Source organism: Mesorhizobium sp. M7A.F.Ce.TU.012.03.2.1 (assembly GCF_004006095.1).
Taxonomy (GTDB): Bacteria; Pseudomonadota; Alphaproteobacteria; order Rhizobiales; family Rhizobiaceae; genus Mesorhizobium.
Window position 1 is genome coordinate 4200371 of sequence record NZ_CP034779.1, and the last position, 16117, is coordinate 4216487.

16 protein-coding genes are annotated in these 16117 nt (G+C 63.4%); 13 read left to right on the forward strand and 3 right to left on the reverse strand.

The features are described from left to right. The first annotated feature begins 2 nt into the window (after positions 1–2). From preA to EJ079_RS20550, 9 genes are all read left to right on the forward strand, one after another. Complete coding sequence (preA, locus tag EJ079_RS20510; RefSeq protein ID WP_027035003.1) at positions 3–1316, forward strand: NAD-dependent dihydropyrimidine dehydrogenase subunit PreA; 1314 nt, start codon at positions 3–5, stop codon at positions 1314–1316. Between the two features lie 333 nt (positions 1317–1649). Next, positions 1650–2153 (forward strand): Rrf2 family transcriptional regulator, encoded by a 504-nt coding sequence (locus EJ079_RS20515; RefSeq protein ID WP_127809956.1) that lies wholly within the window; start codon positions 1650–1652, stop codon positions 2151–2153. A 42-nt stretch (positions 2154–2195) separates the two neighbouring features. Then, positions 2196–2654 (forward strand): carboxymuconolactone decarboxylase family protein, encoded by a 459-nt coding sequence (locus EJ079_RS20520; protein ID WP_127269912.1) that lies wholly within the window; start codon positions 2196–2198, stop codon positions 2652–2654. A 62-nt stretch (positions 2655–2716) separates the two neighbouring features. Beyond that, positions 2717–3094 (forward strand): DoxX family protein, encoded by a 378-nt coding sequence (locus EJ079_RS20525; RefSeq protein ID WP_127382848.1) that lies wholly within the window; start codon positions 2717–2719, stop codon positions 3092–3094. 114 nt (positions 3095–3208) lie between these two features. Further along, positions 3209–4270, forward strand: coding sequence for a glycosyltransferase family 4 protein (locus EJ079_RS20530; protein ID WP_127809957.1), 1062 nt, complete (start codon positions 3209–3211; stop codon positions 4268–4270). A 50-nt stretch (positions 4271–4320) separates the two neighbouring features. Then, entirely contained in the window at positions 4321–6483 is a 2163-nt protein-coding gene (locus tag EJ079_RS20535) for an amylo-alpha-1,6-glucosidase (RefSeq protein WP_127809958.1), read from the forward strand. A 139-nt stretch (positions 6484–6622) separates the two neighbouring features. Continuing rightward, on the forward strand, positions 6623–8404 hold the full coding sequence (locus EJ079_RS20540; RefSeq protein ID WP_127382850.1) for a trehalose-6-phosphate synthase: 1782 nt from the start codon (positions 6623–6625) through the stop codon (positions 8402–8404). Continuing rightward, the gene (otsB, locus tag EJ079_RS20545; protein ID WP_127809959.1) at positions 8401–9183 is read left to right on the forward strand and encodes a trehalose-phosphatase; all 783 of its coding nucleotides are present in this window, start codon (positions 8401–8403) and stop codon (positions 9181–9183) included. The genes EJ079_RS20540 and otsB overlap by 4 nt, the downstream gene beginning before the upstream one ends. A gap of 60 nt (positions 9184–9243) precedes the next feature. Beyond that, entirely contained in the window at positions 9244–9492 is a 249-nt protein-coding gene (locus tag EJ079_RS20550; protein ID WP_127809960.1) for a hypothetical protein, read from the forward strand. Between the two features lie 30 nt (positions 9493–9522). Here EJ079_RS20550 and EJ079_RS20555 read toward each other — a convergent pair whose 3' ends face one another. Beyond that, positions 9523–10245 (reverse strand): SDR family oxidoreductase, encoded by a 723-nt coding sequence (locus EJ079_RS20555; RefSeq protein ID WP_127809961.1) that lies wholly within the window; start codon positions 10243–10245, stop codon positions 9523–9525. Next, positions 10242–11087 carry an SDR family NAD(P)-dependent oxidoreductase gene (locus tag EJ079_RS20560; protein ID WP_127809962.1) on the reverse strand — a complete coding sequence of 282 codons (846 nt, stop codon included), beginning with the start codon at positions 11085–11087 and terminating at the stop codon, positions 10242–10244. Before EJ079_RS20560 ends, EJ079_RS20555 begins: the two co-directional genes overlap by 4 nt. A gap of 103 nt (positions 11088–11190) precedes the next feature. On the opposite strand from EJ079_RS20560, the gene EJ079_RS20565 reads away from it, so the two are divergent. Then, positions 11191–12078: a helix-turn-helix transcriptional regulator gene (locus tag EJ079_RS20565; RefSeq protein WP_127809963.1), complete on the forward strand. Its 888-nt coding sequence runs from the start codon at positions 11191–11193 to the stop codon at positions 12076–12078. A 4-nt stretch (positions 12079–12082) separates the two neighbouring features. Here the strand turns inward: EJ079_RS20565 and EJ079_RS20570 are convergent, their stop codons facing one another. Next, complete coding sequence (locus EJ079_RS20570; RefSeq protein ID WP_127331170.1) at positions 12083–12712, reverse strand: TetR family transcriptional regulator C-terminal domain-containing protein; 630 nt, start codon at positions 12710–12712, stop codon at positions 12083–12085. Between the two features lie 227 nt (positions 12713–12939). Here EJ079_RS20570 and EJ079_RS20575 point away from each other — a divergent pair, with 227 nt between their 5' ends. The 3 genes from EJ079_RS20575 (at position 12940) to EJ079_RS20585 (ending at position 16081) form a co-directional block, all read left to right on the forward strand. Next, complete coding sequence (locus tag EJ079_RS20575) at positions 12940–14268, forward strand: aspartate aminotransferase family protein (protein ID WP_127398930.1); 1329 nt, start codon at positions 12940–12942, stop codon at positions 14266–14268. 112 nt (positions 14269–14380) lie between these two features. Beyond that, a complete protein-coding gene (locus EJ079_RS20580; RefSeq protein ID WP_127809964.1) occupies positions 14381–14827 on the forward strand; it encodes an endonuclease domain-containing protein in 447 nt (148 codons plus the stop codon). A gap of 3 nt (positions 14828–14830) precedes the next feature. Next, the gene (locus EJ079_RS20585; protein ID WP_127809965.1) at positions 14831–16081 is read left to right on the forward strand and encodes a Zn-dependent hydrolase; all 1251 of its coding nucleotides are present in this window, start codon (positions 14831–14833) and stop codon (positions 16079–16081) included. The last annotated feature ends 36 nt before the right edge of the window (positions 16082–16117 follow it).

A 16117-nucleotide genomic window follows, 5' to 3' on the forward strand; every position in this document is an offset into this window, starting at 1 on the left:
GCATGGCTGATATCAGAAACAATTTCGTCGGCATCAAGTCGCCCAATCCGTTCTGGCTTGCCTCGGCGCCGCCGACCGACAAGGCCTACAACGTCATCCGCGCCTTCAAGGCCGGCTGGGGCGGCGTGGTGTGGAAGACGCTGGGCGAGGAAGGCCCACCGGTGGTCAACGTCAACGGCCCGCGCTATGGCGCGATCTGGGGCGCCGACCGCCGACTGCTCGGCCTCAACAACATCGAGCTGATCACCGACCGCGACCTGCAGGTCAATTTGCGCGAGATCAAGCAGGTCAAGAAGGACTGGCCCGACCGCGCCATCGTCGTCTCGCTGATGGTGCCTTGCGTCGAGGAGGCCTGGAAGGCGATCCTGCCGGTGGTCGAGGAGACCGAGGCCGACGGTATCGAGCTGAATTTCGGCTGCCCGCACGGCATGTCGGAGCGCGGCATGGGCGCGGCTGTCGGCCAGGTGCCGGAATATATCGAAATGGTGGTGCGCTGGTGCAAGCAGAACACCCGCATGCCCGTCATCACCAAGCTGACGCCCAACATCACCGATGTGCGCAAGCCCGCACGGGCGGCACATGCCGGCGGCACCGACGCGGTGTCGCTGATCAACACCATCAACTCGATCACCGGTGTCGACCTCGACAGCTTCGCGCCGCAGCCGACAATCGACGGCAAGGGCTCGCATGGCGGCTATTGCGGCCCGGCGGTGAAGCCGATCGCCATGAACATGGTGGCCGAGATCGCGCGCGATCCCGAAACCCGCGGCCTGCCGATCTCCGGCATCGGCGGCATCACCACCTGGCGTGACGCGGCCGAATTCATGGCGCTCGGCGCCGGCAATGTGCAGGTGTGCACGGCGGCGATGACCTATGGCTTCAAGATCGTGCAGGAAATGATTGCGGGCCTCGAAAACTGGATGGACGAGAAGGGGCACGCCTCGCTCAACGACATCGTCGGCCGCGCCACGCCCAATGTGACCGATTGGCAGTATCTCAACCTGAACTACGTCGCCAAGGCGCGTATCGACCAGGATGCCTGCATCAAATGCGGCCGCTGCCACATCGCCTGCGAGGACACTTCGCACCAGGCGATCACCAGCATGGTCGACGGCGTCAGGCACTTCGAGGTGATCGAGGCCGAATGCGTCGGCTGTAATCTCTGCGTCAATGTCTGCCCGGTCGAGAACTGCATCACCATGGAGCCCCTGGCAGCCGGCGTGATGGACCAGCGCACCGGCAGGCCGGTGTCGCCTGTCTATGCCAACTGGACGACCCACCCGAACAATCCGATGGCCAAGGTGGCTGCGGAATAGGGACACGTCACGAGAAGAGCGCCGAGGGCGCAGCAGCTTCTCTTCTCCCCGTATAGTGACGGGGAGAAGGTGCCGGCAGGCGGATGAGGGGCAGCGCGACCTTTGGGATGATCTGCCCACCAGTCGCCCGCACCTCATATCAAAGTTGGCGCCGCCCCTCATTGCCCTGCCGGGCATTTCTCCCCGTATAGTGACGGGGAGAAAGACGCTGTCATCGCCGATTTCGCCAATCACCAACGTATTCCTTTTTCGAAAGCGGACGGCTCTGCATTTTCCTATTGCCGATAAGAATTATCCACGATACTATGTATCCACGATATAGGAGCCGATCCAATGAAGCTGGGCGAGGGCGTTGAGGCAGCCATCCATTGCGCTGCCACGCTGGCGAGTGTGGAGGGGAACAGCACCATGCCTGGCGCTGCTCTCGCCGAGGCCTTTGGCCTGTCGGCTAGCTATCTGCTGAAGCATCTCAACATGCTGAGCGCCGCGCGCATCCTGGAATCGGTGCCCGGGCCTTCCGGTGGCTATCGGCTGGCACGGCCGGCCGAGCGCATCACGCTGCTCGACATCGTGCTGGCCGTCGAGGGCCGCGAGCCGGCCTTCCGTTGCGGCGAGATCCGCCAGCGCAGTCCGGTGAAGCTCGATGCTTCAGCCTATGTCAAACCCTGCGGCATCAACGCGGCGATGCTGAAGGCCGAGCGCGCCTATCGCGCCGCGCTCGCCGAGACCAAGCTGTCCGATATCGTGGCCACCTATGCGGCAGAAGGCGATCCCAGGTCGCTTGCCGCGAGCTGCGCCTTCGTCGAGCGCCACCAGCGGCCGCAGAAATCCAGTTAACCCCGCCGACCCAAACCCAGGCAGATTTGAAAGGACAAGAAGATGAAACAGAGGCTGCAATTTTTCGCCAAGGCGCCGGAGATCATGAAGGCCGTGTCGGCGCTCAACAAGGCGGTGGACGAATGCGGGCTCGAGGTGAGCCTGCTGCACCTGATCAAGCTCAGAGCGTCGCAGATCAATGGCTGCTCGTACTGCGTCGAGATGCATAGCCGCGAGGCGAGGCGCGACGGCGAGACCGAGCAGCGGCTCTACCTGGTTTCAGCCTGGAAGGAATCGCCGCTGTTTTCCGAGCGCGAACGCGCCGCCTTGGCCTGGACCGAGGCCGTCACCCTGATCGCCAACAATGGCGTGCCGGACGAGCTCTATGCAAAGACGCTCGAGCATTTCTCGGAAGAGGAATTGGTCAAGCTGTCCGTTGCGCTCGGCATGATCAACACCTGGAACCGGCTGTGCATTCCGTTCCAGGCCATTCACCCGATGCCGGCGGCCAAGGCCGCCTGATTGTCCATTTATGTTGGGAGCGCCGTCGAAAGACGGCGCTCCACTTTCCAAGGGAGCGTTTGATGCCTGCCGATTTGCCTTCGACCTTGTTGTTTCTCGCTCGCCTGTTGCTCGGCGGCGCCTTCGTCTTCGCCGGCCTGCGCAACATCCAGAACGCGGCCTTCCTGACCCATATGATGGCCGCGCGCGGTGTGCCGCAGGCAAGATTGGCGCTGTGGCTCGGCATCGTGCTTCAGATCGCCGCCGGCGTGCTGGTCATCGCAGGATTGTGGACGGCACTCGCGGCCGCGGTGCTGCTGCTGTTCCTCATCGTCGCCACGCCGATGTTCCACAATTTCTGGGACCATCAGGGTCCGGACCGTGCGTCCCGCATCAATGGCTTCGTCGGCAATGTCGCCCTGAGCGGTGGCTTTCTGACCCTGATCGCGCAATCCGTTTGACGCACAGTTGCATGCCGACTGCGGCCTCTGGTGCCGACGGCTCGATCATAAAATCGGAACCAATCGAGGCGTTGACGCATTTCACACCTGCATGCCCAGCATCCAGGATGGAATATGAAAATCGCCCATGTCGCGCCGCTTTATGAATCGGTGCCGCCAAGGCTCTATGGCGGCACCGAGCGCATCGTCTCGTATCTAACCGAAGCGCTGGTCGATCTGGGCCATGAGGTGACGCTGTTCGCCAGTGGCGACAGCCAGACTTCCGCGACGCTGGTAGCCAGCCGGGAACGCGCGCTGCGCCTCGATCCGCGTCCGCTCAAATCCGAGATCGCTGCGCATCTTTCGATGCTTGCGCAGGTGAGGGACCGGGCGTCGGAGTTCGATGTCATCCACTTCCACCTCAGCCATTTCCTGCACTTTTCCTTCTTCGAGGATCTCGCCGACCGCACGGTGACGACGCCGCATGGCAGGCTGGATTATGTGGACCTGGCGCCGGCCTATGAACGGTTTCCGCGTTTTCCCCTGATTTCCATTTCGCACAGCCAGAAGGCGGGCCTTGCCAAGGCCAATTGGCTGGCGACGATCCATCACGGGCTGCCGACCACTCTCTACGAACCGACTTTCGAGACGACGGCGGAAGAACCCTACCTTGCCTTCCTCGGCCGGTTCTCACGCGACAAGCGCCCGGACCGCGCCATCGAGATCGCCTTGCGGTCGGGGCTCAAGCTGAAGCTTGCGGCAAAGATCGGCGACGACGACCGCGCCTATTTCCACGAGGTGGTCGAACCGTTGATCGACGGCGATCGCATCGTCTATGTCGGCGAGATCGAGGAGGACCAGAAGGTGGAATTTCTCGGCAAGGCGGCCGGCCTGCTGTTCCCGATCGACTGGCCGGAGCCGTTCGGGCTCGCCGCCATCGAGGCCATGGCCTGCGGTACGCCGGTGATCGCCTGGAATTGCGGTGCGCTGCCCGAGATCATCGATCAAGGCGTGACCGGTTTCATCGCTGACACGCTGGATGGCGCGGTCGCCGCGGTGCCTGCTTTGCTGCAGCTCGACAGGCGCAAGGTGAGGGCCGTTTTTGAAAAGCGTTTTTCCGCTCGAAGAATGGCCGGCGACTATCTGGCCGCCTATGCGCGCCTGATCGGCGTCCCGACCGAGGCGAAGGCGTCTTGAGCAACGACGTGCTCGAGCCACGACAACGAAACAACAGGGATCTTTGACGAATGGCCCAACTCGATGAGCGCCAGCTCGATCCCGCGGTTGCGCTTGCATCGCTCGACGCCACCGCCCCTCGCGAGCCGCATCGGCTGTTTGCGCTCAAGCAGGGCGATTGCTTCGCGGTTGCCGACGCCTATGGCGACATACGCGGAGCCGGCGACGGTTTCTTTCGCGACGACACACGGGTTCTTTCCGAGTTCCGGCTGACCGTCGGCGGCAGGCAGACATCGCTGCTTGGCGCCTCACTCAGCCAGGACAATGTGCTGTTCACCACCAATTTGACCAATCTGCCGATACAGAGCGCCGGCGGACGCGACATCCCGCAGGGAGCCATCCACATCGAACGCGTCAGGCTGCTCTGGCAGGACAGGCTGTTCGAACGCATCACCCTTTCCAATTACAGCCGGGAACATTCGACGATCAGCGTCTCCCTGCACTATTCCGCCGATTTCCGCGACATGTTCGAAGTGCGGGGGTCGACACGGCTGAAGCGCGGGCTGGCCCATGCCGCCGAGACAGACGCGACGTCGGTCCTGCTGCGCTATGACGGGCTCGACGGCCTGGCCCGCCTCTCTGCGATATCGTTCTCGCAGGCGCCGGACCAACTGACAGCCAACCGTGCCGATTTCCTGATCGCCGTGACCAAGCGCAGCAGGAAGGTGCTTTATGTCGAGGTCGGTCCCGAGGTGGCCGACAAGCCCGACCGCGACCGGTTCCGCGCCGCTGCCGCCCGCGCCCGCTTTGGCATGCGGGCCAAACGTCGTCATGGCGCGACGGTGCGCAGCTCGGGCCGTGTCTTCAACGATTGGGTCGAGCGCGCCCGCGCCGATGTCGCGCTGCTGACCACCGAACTGGCGACCGGCCCCTATCCCTATGCCGGCATCCCATGGTTCTCGACGGCGTTCGGTCGTGACGGCGTCATCTCGGCGCTGCAGATGCTGTGGCTCAATCCCGGCCTGGCGCGGGGCGTGTTGGCCTTTCTGGCCCAGCATCAGGCGACCGAGACATCGCCGTTCAGCGATTCGCAGCCGGGCAAGATCATGCACGAGACCCGCAAAGGCGAAATGGTGGCGCTGCGGGAGCTTCCCTTCGGCCGCTACTACGGTGGCGTCGATACGACACCGCTCTACATCTATCTTGCTTGCGCCTACGCCGATCGTACCGGTGACATGGCATTCATCGACGGCCTGTGGCCTTCGCTGTGCGCGGCGGCCGAATGGACGGAGGAGGCGGGCCAGGAGACCGGATTCGTGACTTACCAGCGAGCGGCCGAGTCCGGCCTCGCAAACCAGGGATGGAAGGACAGTTTCGATTCGGTCTTCCATGCCGATGGCCGCATTCCCAAGGGCCCGATAGCCCTGGTCGAAGTGCAGGGCTATGTCTTTGCCGCCTTCCGCGGGCTGGCCAAGCTTGCCCGCCGCCGTGGCGAGGACGACAAAGCCGATCACTGGGAGGACCGCGCCGAGGCGATGCGGGTGGCGGTGGAACGCGATTTCTGGCTTGACGATCTCGGCTTCTATGCCCTCGCGATCGACGGTGCCGGCGAGCCCTGCAAGGTGCGGACCTCGAATGCCGGGCATCTGCTCTTTGTCGGATTGCCTGAGCCGGCGCGGGCACAGATGGTCGCCGACCAGCTGCTTTCCGCCTCCTTCCATTCCGGCTGGGGGCTGAGGACGCTTGCCGACGATGCGGTGTTCTTTAACCCGATGTCGTACCACAATGGCGCGATCTGGCCGCACGACACCGCCATATGCGGTGCCGGCCTGGCGCATTATGGCGAGCGTGAAAGCGTGGTTCGCCTGATGAGCGGCACATTCGAATCCGCGGTCCATTTCAACATGCGGCTGCCCGAACTGTTCTGCGGGTTTACACGCGCGCCGGGCGAAGCACCCATCGCCTATCCCGTCGCTTGCCTGCCGCAAGCGTGGTCGGCGGGATCCGCCTTCATGCTGATGCAGGCCTGCCTTGGCCTGGAGATCGACGGCTGGGATGGCGAAATCCGCGTCACCCGCCCGAGACTGCCGATCGGCATCGATACGCTGACACTGCGGCACCTGGGCGTCGGCGACCGGGTCGTCGATCTCACCTTCCAGCGCGTCGGTGACCGGGTCGTCGCTTTCCTTGCCGACCGCCATGAAGGGCTGGTGCCGCTCATCGTAAGGACATGATCCGAACAAAATTGCCGGAACCGATCCGAGCTTTGTGCGTTGCAAAAATAGGTCCGAACGCTGACCACGTGGTCGGCGGACCATTTCAAACGGGAACACGAACAAACGGTCGCCGACGGCCGGGGTGAGTTGACATTCAATGACAAACTACGGTGCGGACCTGCTCTGGGTTCTGATCTTCGCGAGCCTCGGTTTTTCCGCTCTTGCCGTTTTCCTCTCCATATCGCGGCACCGTCGCCGTCATCCACCCGCGGTCGCACATACGGCAGGTGAAGATGTGGCCGCGGAAGCCGCGCGCAAGGTGATACGGGAGTTCGAAAAGAATGGCCAATCGGCCGATGCCGCGCTGGTGACCTGGTCGCCCGAAACATTGCGCAAGATCCTGGCCGACGATCTGCCCGATGCGCAGGTCATCGTGGTGTCCAATCGCGAACCGTACATCCACAATGTGAAGGGCGACGGCGTCGAGTTGCTCGTCCCGGCCAGCGGACTGGTGTCGGCGCTCGAGCCCATTACCCGCGCCTGTGCCGGCACCTGGATCGCCTATGGCGGCGGAACGGCGGACCGCCTCACCGTCGACAACCACGATCGTGTGCAGGTGCCGCCTGGCAACCCGTCCTACACGCTGCGCCGAGTCTGGCTGACGGAGGAAGAGCACCAGGGCTATTATCTCGGTTTCGCCAATGAGGGCCTTTGGCCGCTTTGCCATATCGCCTTCACCCGGCCGATTTTTCGCGCTTCGGACTGGGCTGCCTATGAAGCCGTCAACCGCAAGTTTGCCGATACGGTGGTTGCCGAGGCCCGCAACGAGCGGCCGATCGTGCTGGTCCAGGACTACCATTTCGCGCTGCTGCCGCGCATGATCCGCGAGCGCCTGCCGGAGGCGATCGTCATCACTTTCTGGCATATCCCGTGGCCGAACTCGGAAGTGTACAGCATCTGTCCCTGGCGTGAACGCATCCTCGAAGGGCTGCTCGGCAGTTCGATCATCGGCTTCCACACCCAGTTCCACGCCAACAATTTCACCGAAAGCGTCGATCGCTTCCTGGAAAGCCGCATCGAGCGGGCCGATGCGGCCATCTCCTACGGCGGACGGACCACATTGGTGCACGCCTATCCCATCTCGATAGAATGGCCGGCGGACCTGCTGGCGAAACTTCCCGATGTCGACGATTGCCGCGCTCGCATGCGCGAGAGGTTCGGCCTTAAAGCTGATGTGAAGCTGGCCGTCGGGGTCGAGCGCCTCGATTACACCAAAGGCATTCTTGATCGGTTTCACGCTTTGAACGAATTGTTCAAGCGACAGCCTGAATGGATCGGAAAACTTGTCTTCCTGCAGGTCGCGGCACCCAGCCGCGGCACGCTGCCGGCCTACAAATTGCTCCATGACGAGTGCCACCGTTATGCCGAAGAGCTCAACCGGCGTTATGGCAGCGAGGGCTACAGGCCGGTGATCATGGTGGCCGAACATCACTCGCAGGAACAGGTTTACGAGATCTATCGGGCCGCCGACATATGCATGGTCACCAGCCTGCATGACGGCATGAACCTCGTCGCAAAGGAATTCGTCGCCGCGCGCGACGACGAGCAGGGTGTTTTGATGCTCAGCACATTCGCCGGCGCCTCGCGCGAATTGCTGGAGGCGCTGATCGTCAACCCTTACGATGCCGCCATGATGAGCGGAGCGCTGTTGCAGGCATTGACCATGGCGCCCGAAGAACAGCGCGAGCGCATGCGACCCATGCGCGAGACGATCCGCAACAACAACGTCTATCGCTGGGCCGGCAGCATGCTTCTGGATGCGGCGCGTTTGCGCAAGCGCGGAGACCTCGATCGGGTAACCGGTGCCGCCGGCGACCCGCCGCCCAGCGTCGACAATGTCGTCTCCATCTTTGAGCGCAGACGGATGGCGATGTCATGAGCGATACGCTGCAGAAGATGATCGGCGAGACCCTGCAAAAGCCGCAGGCCGTCATGGAGAAACCGCAGCCTGTGCTGGCCGGCGAATGGGCATTGTTCCTCGACATCGACGGCACGTTGCTGGAACATGCCGAGCACCCGGACGCAGTCTCGGTCAGCGACGAGCTTCGCTCCTTGCTGCAAGGCCTGGACCGCAAGCTGAACGGGGCGTTGGCGTTCATCACGGGCCGGTCCGTTTCGGCCGTCGATCATCTGTTTCAGCCTTTGAAACTGCGCGCCGCCGGGCTCTATGGCCTGGAACATCGGCTCCTGCCGGACGACGACGTCGAGATCGCGGACGAGCCGGCGGATATCGCAGCCCTTGCCGACGAGATCGAGGCCGAGCTCGGTCGTGGGGCGTATATCGAGCGCAAGGGACGGGTGCTGGCCATCCACACGCGCGCCGCCCCGCATCTGCTTCCGCGCGCGACGCAGCTCGTCGAGCAGGCGCTGGCCGGCCTGCCAAAGGGCTACCGGGTGGTTGCCGGCAACGCCGGAGTGGAATTGCTGCCGCTGGAGGCGGCCAAGGGTGCCGCGATCCGGCGTTTCATGGAGATTGCGCCATTCGCAGGTCGCCGCCCGGTCTTCCTGGGCGACGACACGTCGGACGAAAACGGCTTCGAAACGATCAATGATGCCGGCGGCATATCGATACGGGTCAAACCACCGGCGCAAACGACCGCGCAGTACGGGCTGGCCGGCGTTGCCGAGACGCTGGCCTGGCTGAGAGGTCAACTCTAGGTGCAGCCGACGCAACCGTGATCGCGCCTCCTGGAAAGGACAAGGAAAGGAACGGTTTCGATGGGACGCTTTGCACAATTGGTTCGAGAGATCACCCCGAACTGGCTTCACGCTCGCTCCTCCCGCCATGAGATCGCCGACGTTTCACCGTCCGACGCGGACTACAGCTGGCAAGAGGCGATCGACAACAAGATGTATGGGGCGGATACATCTGACTATTCCCATGTGCCGGAAAAGCCTGTTTCGGCAACACCGGCAGGCGACAGGCCCGCGGACGAGAACGACCGCGTTCCAAAGAAGGCCAATTAAGGTCCCGTCGGAGCCCGATAGTCGCTGTTCCTATGCCGCAAATCTCAGGCCGCCGTCGCAGGTCAGCACCTGGCCGGTCATGAAGCCGTTGGAGACGAGGAAGGCGATTGCGTCGGCCACGTCTTCGGCCCGACCGACGCGGCCGACCGGGGTCTTGCCGGCATAGTCGGCAAAGATCGTTTGCCTCTGCTCTTCGGCCAGAAAATCCCACCAGGGCGTGTCGATGACGCCCGGCGCCACGACATTAACGCGCAGCGGCTTCAGTTCCAGGGCCAGGATCGGCACCACAGTCAACAGCATGCCGTTGATGGCGGCGATACCGGCGACGCCGGGCGTCGCGAGTTGCGCCGACACCGCCGAGATAAAGGTGACCGATCCGACCTTGTTCAGCGTCGGCAAGGCGGCCTGCAGGCAGGACAGCTGCGGGCGGACCTTTTCCTCGACGCCGCTGCCGATGTCGCTCAGGTCAAGCGTCGGGAAGGGGCCGAGGCCCTTGCCGCCGCTGGCCGCCAGCACCAGATGGTCGAAAGGACCGAGGCTCTGGAAAAACTGGCGGACCTCATCCGGCTTCGCGGTGTCGAAAGCAGCCTTCCCGGCAGCGCTGCCAAGGCTTTTCCAAGCGCTCTTCAGTTTGTCCTCGTTGCGCCCGGTGATGGTCACCTTCATGCCCGGGCCAAGCAGTTTTCGCGCCGTCGCCAGGCCGATGCCGGACGAGCCGCCGATGATGACGGTGTGTTCGATTGTCTTGGTCATGAATGGTCTTCCTTCGATGTGGGGGAGGCCGTGCCGATGAGATCAAGGCTCAAGGCTCGCAGACGTTGCCTTGCCTTGGCGTCATAGGCCTGGGTATCGGCGCGGGATTCCCGCAGGCCGTCGAAATAGAGGCCGCTTTTCCCGTCGAGCGCGGGTAAGGCGGCGAGGTTGAGGATGGCCTCGGCACCGGTCTCGACCGAGCTCCACGGCGTCACGCCTGCTTGCCGGACCATGGTGGTGTTCATATAGCTCGCCGGATGCAGCGCGTTGACGGTGACGCCGGTGCCTTTCAGCTGCTCCGCAAGGTCGACGGTGAACAGGATCTGCGCCAGCTTGCTCTGGCAATAGGCACGCACGCCGTCATAGGAGCGGGTCAGCATGACATCGCTGAAATCGATCGCCTGCTGCCCCGCAGAGGCGACATTGACGATGCGGGCCGGCGCACTCGCCTTCAGCAACGACAGAAGCTCCGATGTCAGCAGGAAACCGGCGAGGTAGTTGACCGCGAAGCGCAGTTCGTAGCCGTCGGCGCTGACCTGCCTTTTGGCACCTTGGCCCGCTGTGCCGATTCCGGCATTGTTGACGAGGATGTCGAGCCGATCCGTCCGGGCGCGCACGGCTCCGGCAAGCCGGCGCACTTCGGCCAGCGACGAGAGGTCGGCGACCAGAAGCTCCGCCCTGCCGCCGGTCGCTTCGATCCCGGTGACAACAGCCTTGCCGCGCGTCGCATCGCGGCCATGCACCAGCACACGGGCGCCCGCGGCGCCGAGCCGTTGCGCGACGACCCGGCCGACGCCATCGGTAGAGCCGGTGATGAGGATCGTCTTGTCTTTGAGTTCCATGTTCAGAGCCTCCGTTCTGTTGCTCTGAACCGAAGATGGGACAGTTGGCGCGGGCCAAACAGTTCAAACTTTATCCTGGTATCAATACTGCTATAATACTCGCATGGAGTCCCAACCCCACGCTGCCCCCACACATTCGGCTGAAGACAGCCGCCGGCGCGAACTCGGCGCCTTCCTGCGCTCGCGCCGCGAAAGGCTGACGCCCTCGGCCACCGGCATCGCCACCGGTCTCAGGCGGCGTACGCCGGGCTTGCGCCGCGAGGAGGTGGCGATGATCGCCGGTGTCGGCACCACCTGGTACACATGGCTGGAGCAGGGGCGGGAGGTCAGGCCCTCGGTCGAGGTGCTGACGGCACTTGCCGAAGCACTGCGCCTCGACGCCGCCGAAAAACAGCATCTGTTCATCCTCGCCGACCGCCAGCAGCCGGAGCGCCGTGCCGTGGCGCCGGAAAAAGTCGACGGCCCCTTGCTGCACATGCTGCAGAGCCTGGTGCTGCAGCCGGCCTATGTTGTCGGGCGGCGCTGGGATGTGCTGGCCTGGAACCCGGCTGCCGTCGCGGTGTTCGGCGACTATGGCTTGCTGGAGGGTGACGCCCGCAACATCGTCCACATGGTGTTCACGAGCCCGCACCACCGGCGCCTGCTGGTCGACTGGGAGCAACTGGCGCGCACCGTGCTGGCCTCCTTCCGGGCCGCGAGTGCGCGTTATGTCGGCGATCCGGATTTCGAGCGGCTGATCGAGTTGATGACGCGTTCGAGCCCCGAATTTCGCGCCTGGTGGCCGCAGCGCGACGTCGCGCACCGGTTGTCGGGGGTGAAGCATGTCCGGCACCCGAGCGCGGGCGCCATGATCTTCGAGCATATGAGCCTGTCGATCGGCGATGGCTCCGACATGAAGCTGATCGTCTACACGCCGCTCGCCGAGCAGAACTCGGTCGCCAAGCTGCAGACATTGCTGGACGCGCTGCCGGTTGAGCGGCGCAGCGCCTGAAGCGTCAGGTCTTCGGCTTCAGCCCATCCAAGAACAATTGTTCGAGAAACCTTGCCGCATCCTCGAAGCGGCCGTCGCCGCCGCGGTTCGGCCCGAGCACGGCCCGGACCTGGACGTCGAAATCGGCGTAGTGCTGCGTCGTCGCCCAGATCGAGAAGATCAGGTGCCACGGATCGGTCTTGGCGATCTTGCCGGCGCGCATCCAGCCCTTGATGACGGTCGCCTTCTCGTCGACCAGCGTTTTCAGTTCGCCCGCCAGCAGCGGCATGATGCGCGGCGCGCCTTGCAGGATCTCGTTGGCGAACAGCCGGCTCTCGCGCGGAAAGTCGCGTGCCATCTCCAGCTTGCGCCTGATGTAGCTGCGCAATTCGGTCAAGGGGTCGCCGATGTCATCGAGTTCACGCAGCGGCGCCAGCCAGGTGTCGAGCAGGCGCTGCATCAGCGTCTCGTGGATGTCTTCCTTGCGGCGGAAATAATAGAGCAGGTTCGGCTTCGACATGCCGGCGGCTTCGGCGATCTGGTCAATGGTCGAGCCACGAAAACCGTTGGTCGAGAAAACCTCGAGCGCCGCCTCCAGGATGAGTTCGCGCTTTTCCTGCTGGATGCGGGTGCGACGAGGGGCGTCCGTGGTCACCGTTGCCAGCCCTCGCGTTGAGGGTCATCTGGACCAATTCTCTGGACCAGTTTTTCCCTAGCCTGTGGAACGCACTTCAGGTGCCGCATTTCCGCTAGTAATCCCTTGACCGCCGACAGGGCGGTGCTAACGTTTGTCCAATCGGTCAAAAATTTGCGTAGCATGAAAACGCGGCAAAGACCAAGCGTTGGGCGCACCGAAACAGATTACAAGGGGAAGTCCTGGTCATGTCCAACCGGCTGAAAGTCACGCCGAACGATCTCAGCGCATTTTGGATGCCGTTCACGGCAAACCGGCAGTTCAAGCAGGCGCCGCGCATGATGGTGTCCGCCAAGGACATGCATTACACGACCAGCGACGGCCGCAAGGTTCTCGACGGCACCGCCGGCCTGTGGTGCGTCAATGCCGGCCACTGCCGTCCCAAGATCACCGAGGCGATCCAGCAGCAGGCCGCCGAGCTCGACTATGCGCCCGCCTTCCAGATGGGCCACCCGATCGTGTTCGAACTGGCCAACCGCCTGGTCGACCTCGCGCCCAAGGGCATGGACCATGTCTTCTTCACCAATTCCGGCTCGGAATCGGTCGAGACCGCGCTCAAGATGGCCATCGCCTATCATCGTGTGAAGGGCGAGGGCTCGCGCACCCGGCTGATCGGTCGCGAGCGCGGCTATCACGGCGTCAATTTCGGCGGCATCTCGGTCGGCGGCATCGTCACCAACCGCAAGATGTTCGGCACGCTGCTCGGCGGCGTCGACCATATGCCGCACACGCATCTGCCGGAAAAGAACGCCTTCACCAAGGGCGTACCGGAGTATGGCGCGGAACTCGCCAACGAACTGGAGCGCATCGTCGCCCTGCATGACGCTTCGACCATCGCCGCCGTCATCGTCGAGCCGGTCGCAGGCTCCACCGGCGTCATCCTGCCGCCGAAGGGCTATCTCGAGAAGCTGCGTGAAATCTGCACCAAGCATGGCATCCTGTTGATCTTCGACGAGGTCATCACCGGCTTCGGTCGTCTTGGTACGCCGTTCGCCGCCGATTATTTCGGTGTCACGCCAGACATCATGACCACCGCCAAGGGCGTCTCCAACGGCGTCATCCCGATGGGCGCGGTGTTCGTCAAGAAGGAGATCCACGACGCCTTCATGACCGGCCCCGAGCACATGATCGAGTTCTTCCACGGCTACACCTATTCGGGCAACCCGATCGCCTGCGCGGCCGCACTCGGCACGCTCGACACCTACAAGGAAGAGGGCCTGCTGACCCGCGGCGAGGAGCTGGCGCCGTACTGGGAAGACGCGCTGCATTCGCTGAAAGGCGAGCCGAACGTCATCGATATCAGGAACATCGGCCTGATCGGCGCGATCGAGCTGGCGCCGATCGCCGGCCAGCCGACCAAGCGGGCCTTCTCGGCCTTCGTCAAGGCGTTCGAGCGCGGCGCGCTGATCCGCACCACCGGCGACATCATCGCGCTGTCGCCGCCGCTGATCATCACCAAGGGCCAGATCAACGAATTGATCGACCATGTCAGAGAAGTCTTGCGAGCCATAGATTGACGAACTGGACGCGGATATCCCTCCCCCTCGAGGGGAGGGTGGCCGCGAAGCGGTCGGGTGGGGTCGGTGCGACTGGGTGCCGACCTGATCTTTTGCTGCGTGGCCGCGTCTGATGCCCCGTACCCGCGTGAGCTTCGAAATGCGCCAGAAGGCGCGCGCGCTTCGAGTTCACGCGACCAAGGGCGAATCCCTCCTGTGGTATGAACTGTGGGAGTTGAAATCGGGAGGCATCAAGTTTCGCCGTCAGTGCCCGATTGGGCCTTATATCGTTGACTTCGTTTGCTTGGCGGTGAAGCTGATCGTTGAGGTCGACGGTGATCTGCACGAACACGAGAAGGGTAAACGGCACGATGCTGTTCGTGATGCCTATCTGCGCTCTCTCGGGTTTCACGTCTTCCGTGTTGACGAGCCCGATGTCATAAACAGCGCGTGGCATGTCGCGCAGATGGTCAAGGGGAAGGTTGAGCATATGTCAGCCGACCCCACCCGACCGCTTCGCGGCCACCCTCCCCTCGAGGGGGAGGGGGACGCCGGCGCCCCGCAATCGATGAGGTTTTAGAGCATGGCCGCACCCGGCGAGAATCTGCGAATCAATTCAGATCGTTTGTGGGATTCCATCATGGAGATGGCGAAGATTGGCCCCGGCATCGCCGGCGGCAACAATCGCCAGACCGTGACCGACGAAGACGGCGAAGGGCGGCATCTGTTCAAGCGCTGGTGCGATGCGGCCGGGCTCGAAATGGGCGTCGATGGAATGGGCACGATGTTCGCCCGCCGCGAAGGCACCGATCCCAGCCTGCCGCCGGTCTATGTCGGCAGCCATCTCGATACGCAGCCGACCGGCGGCAAGTACGACGGCGTGCTCGGCGTGCTGGGCGGGCTTGAAGTGGTGCGCTCGCTCAACGATCTCGGCATCAAGACCAAACATCCGATCGTCGTCACCAACTGGACGAACGAGGAGGGCTCGCGCTTTGCGCCGGCTATGATGGCGTCCGGCGTGTTCGCCGGCGTGCTCGACCAGGCCGATGTGTACGGGCATGTCGACAAGCAGGGCAAGAAATTCGGTGAGGAGCTCGAGCGTATCGGTTGGAAAGGCACTGAGAAGGTCGGTGACCGCAAGATCCACGCCTTCTTCGAACTGCATATCGAACAGGGTCCGATCCTCGAGGACGAAGATATCGACATCGGGGTCGTCACTCATGGCCAGGGCCTTAAATGGCTGCAGGTGACGCTGACAGGCAAGGAAGCCCACACCGGCTCGACCCCGATGCCCAAGCGCCGCAATGCCGGGCTCGGCATGGCGCGGGTGATCGAACTGGTGCACGAGATCGCCATGGACTACCAGCCCGATGCCGTCGGCGCGGTCGGCCACATGGAGGTCTATCCCAACTCGCGCAACATCATCGCCGGACGCACCGTCTTCACCGTCGACATCCGCTCGCCGGAAAAGGAAGTGCTGGACGCTATGGATGGCCGCATCCGTGAAGGCATCGACACGATCTGCGACGCGCTCGACATCCGCTACGAGATCGAGCAGGTCGGCGCTTTCGATCCGGTCACCTTCGACGCGGGTTGCGTCAAGGCGATCCGCGATGCCGCCGAACGTCTCGGCTATTCCCACCGCAACATCGTCTCCGGCGCCGGCCATGACGCCTGCTGGATCAACCGCGTCGCGCCCACCGCCATGGTGATGTGCCCCTGCGTCGACGGCTTGAGCCACAACGAGGCCGAGGAGATCACCAAGGAATGGGCTTCGGCAGGTGCCGACGTTTTGTTCCACGCGGTGGTGGAGACGGCTGTCATCGTGGAGTGAGCTTAGATCTACCTTCCAAACGACGCTCGTAAGAAG

What these genes read in the sequence shown, in the direction of transcription:
- preA (WP_027035003.1), top strand. Translation starts at nt 3, where the DNA reads ATGGCTGATATCAGAAACAATTTCGTCGGCATCAAGTCGCCCAATCCG.
- EJ079_RS20515 (WP_127809956.1), top strand. Translation starts at nt 1,650, where the DNA reads ATGAAGCTGGGCGAGGGCGTTGAGGCAGCCATCCATTGCGCTGCCACG.
- EJ079_RS20520 (WP_127269912.1), top strand. Translation starts at nt 2,196, where the DNA reads ATGAAACAGAGGCTGCAATTTTTCGCCAAGGCGCCGGAGATCATGAAG.
- EJ079_RS20525 (WP_127382848.1), top strand. Translation starts at nt 2,717, where the DNA reads ATGCCTGCCGATTTGCCTTCGACCTTGTTGTTTCTCGCTCGCCTGTTG.
- EJ079_RS20530 (WP_127809957.1), top strand. Translation starts at nt 3,209, where the DNA reads ATGAAAATCGCCCATGTCGCGCCGCTTTATGAATCGGTGCCGCCAAGG.
- EJ079_RS20535 (WP_127809958.1), top strand. Translation starts at nt 4,321, where the DNA reads ATGGCCCAACTCGATGAGCGCCAGCTCGATCCCGCGGTTGCGCTTGCA.
- EJ079_RS20540 (WP_127382850.1), top strand. Translation starts at nt 6,623, where the DNA reads ATGACAAACTACGGTGCGGACCTGCTCTGGGTTCTGATCTTCGCGAGC.
- otsB (WP_127809959.1), top strand. Translation starts at nt 8,401, where the DNA reads ATGAGCGATACGCTGCAGAAGATGATCGGCGAGACCCTGCAAAAGCCG.
- EJ079_RS20550 (WP_127809960.1), top strand. Translation starts at nt 9,244, where the DNA reads ATGGGACGCTTTGCACAATTGGTTCGAGAGATCACCCCGAACTGGCTT.
- EJ079_RS20555 (WP_127809961.1), bottom strand. Translation starts at nt 10,245, where the DNA reads ATGACCAAGACAATCGAACACACCGTCATCATCGGCGGCTCGTCCGGC.
- EJ079_RS20560 (WP_127809962.1), bottom strand. Translation starts at nt 11,087, where the DNA reads ATGGAACTCAAAGACAAGACGATCCTCATCACCGGCTCTACCGATGGC.
- EJ079_RS20565 (WP_127809963.1), top strand. Translation starts at nt 11,191, where the DNA reads ATGGAGTCCCAACCCCACGCTGCCCCCACACATTCGGCTGAAGACAGC.
- EJ079_RS20575 (WP_127398930.1), top strand. Translation starts at nt 12,940, where the DNA reads ATGTCCAACCGGCTGAAAGTCACGCCGAACGATCTCAGCGCATTTTGG.
- EJ079_RS20580 (WP_127809964.1), top strand. Translation starts at nt 14,381, where the DNA reads ATGCCCCGTACCCGCGTGAGCTTCGAAATGCGCCAGAAGGCGCGCGCG.
- EJ079_RS20585 (WP_127809965.1), top strand. Translation starts at nt 14,831, where the DNA reads ATGGCCGCACCCGGCGAGAATCTGCGAATCAATTCAGATCGTTTGTGG.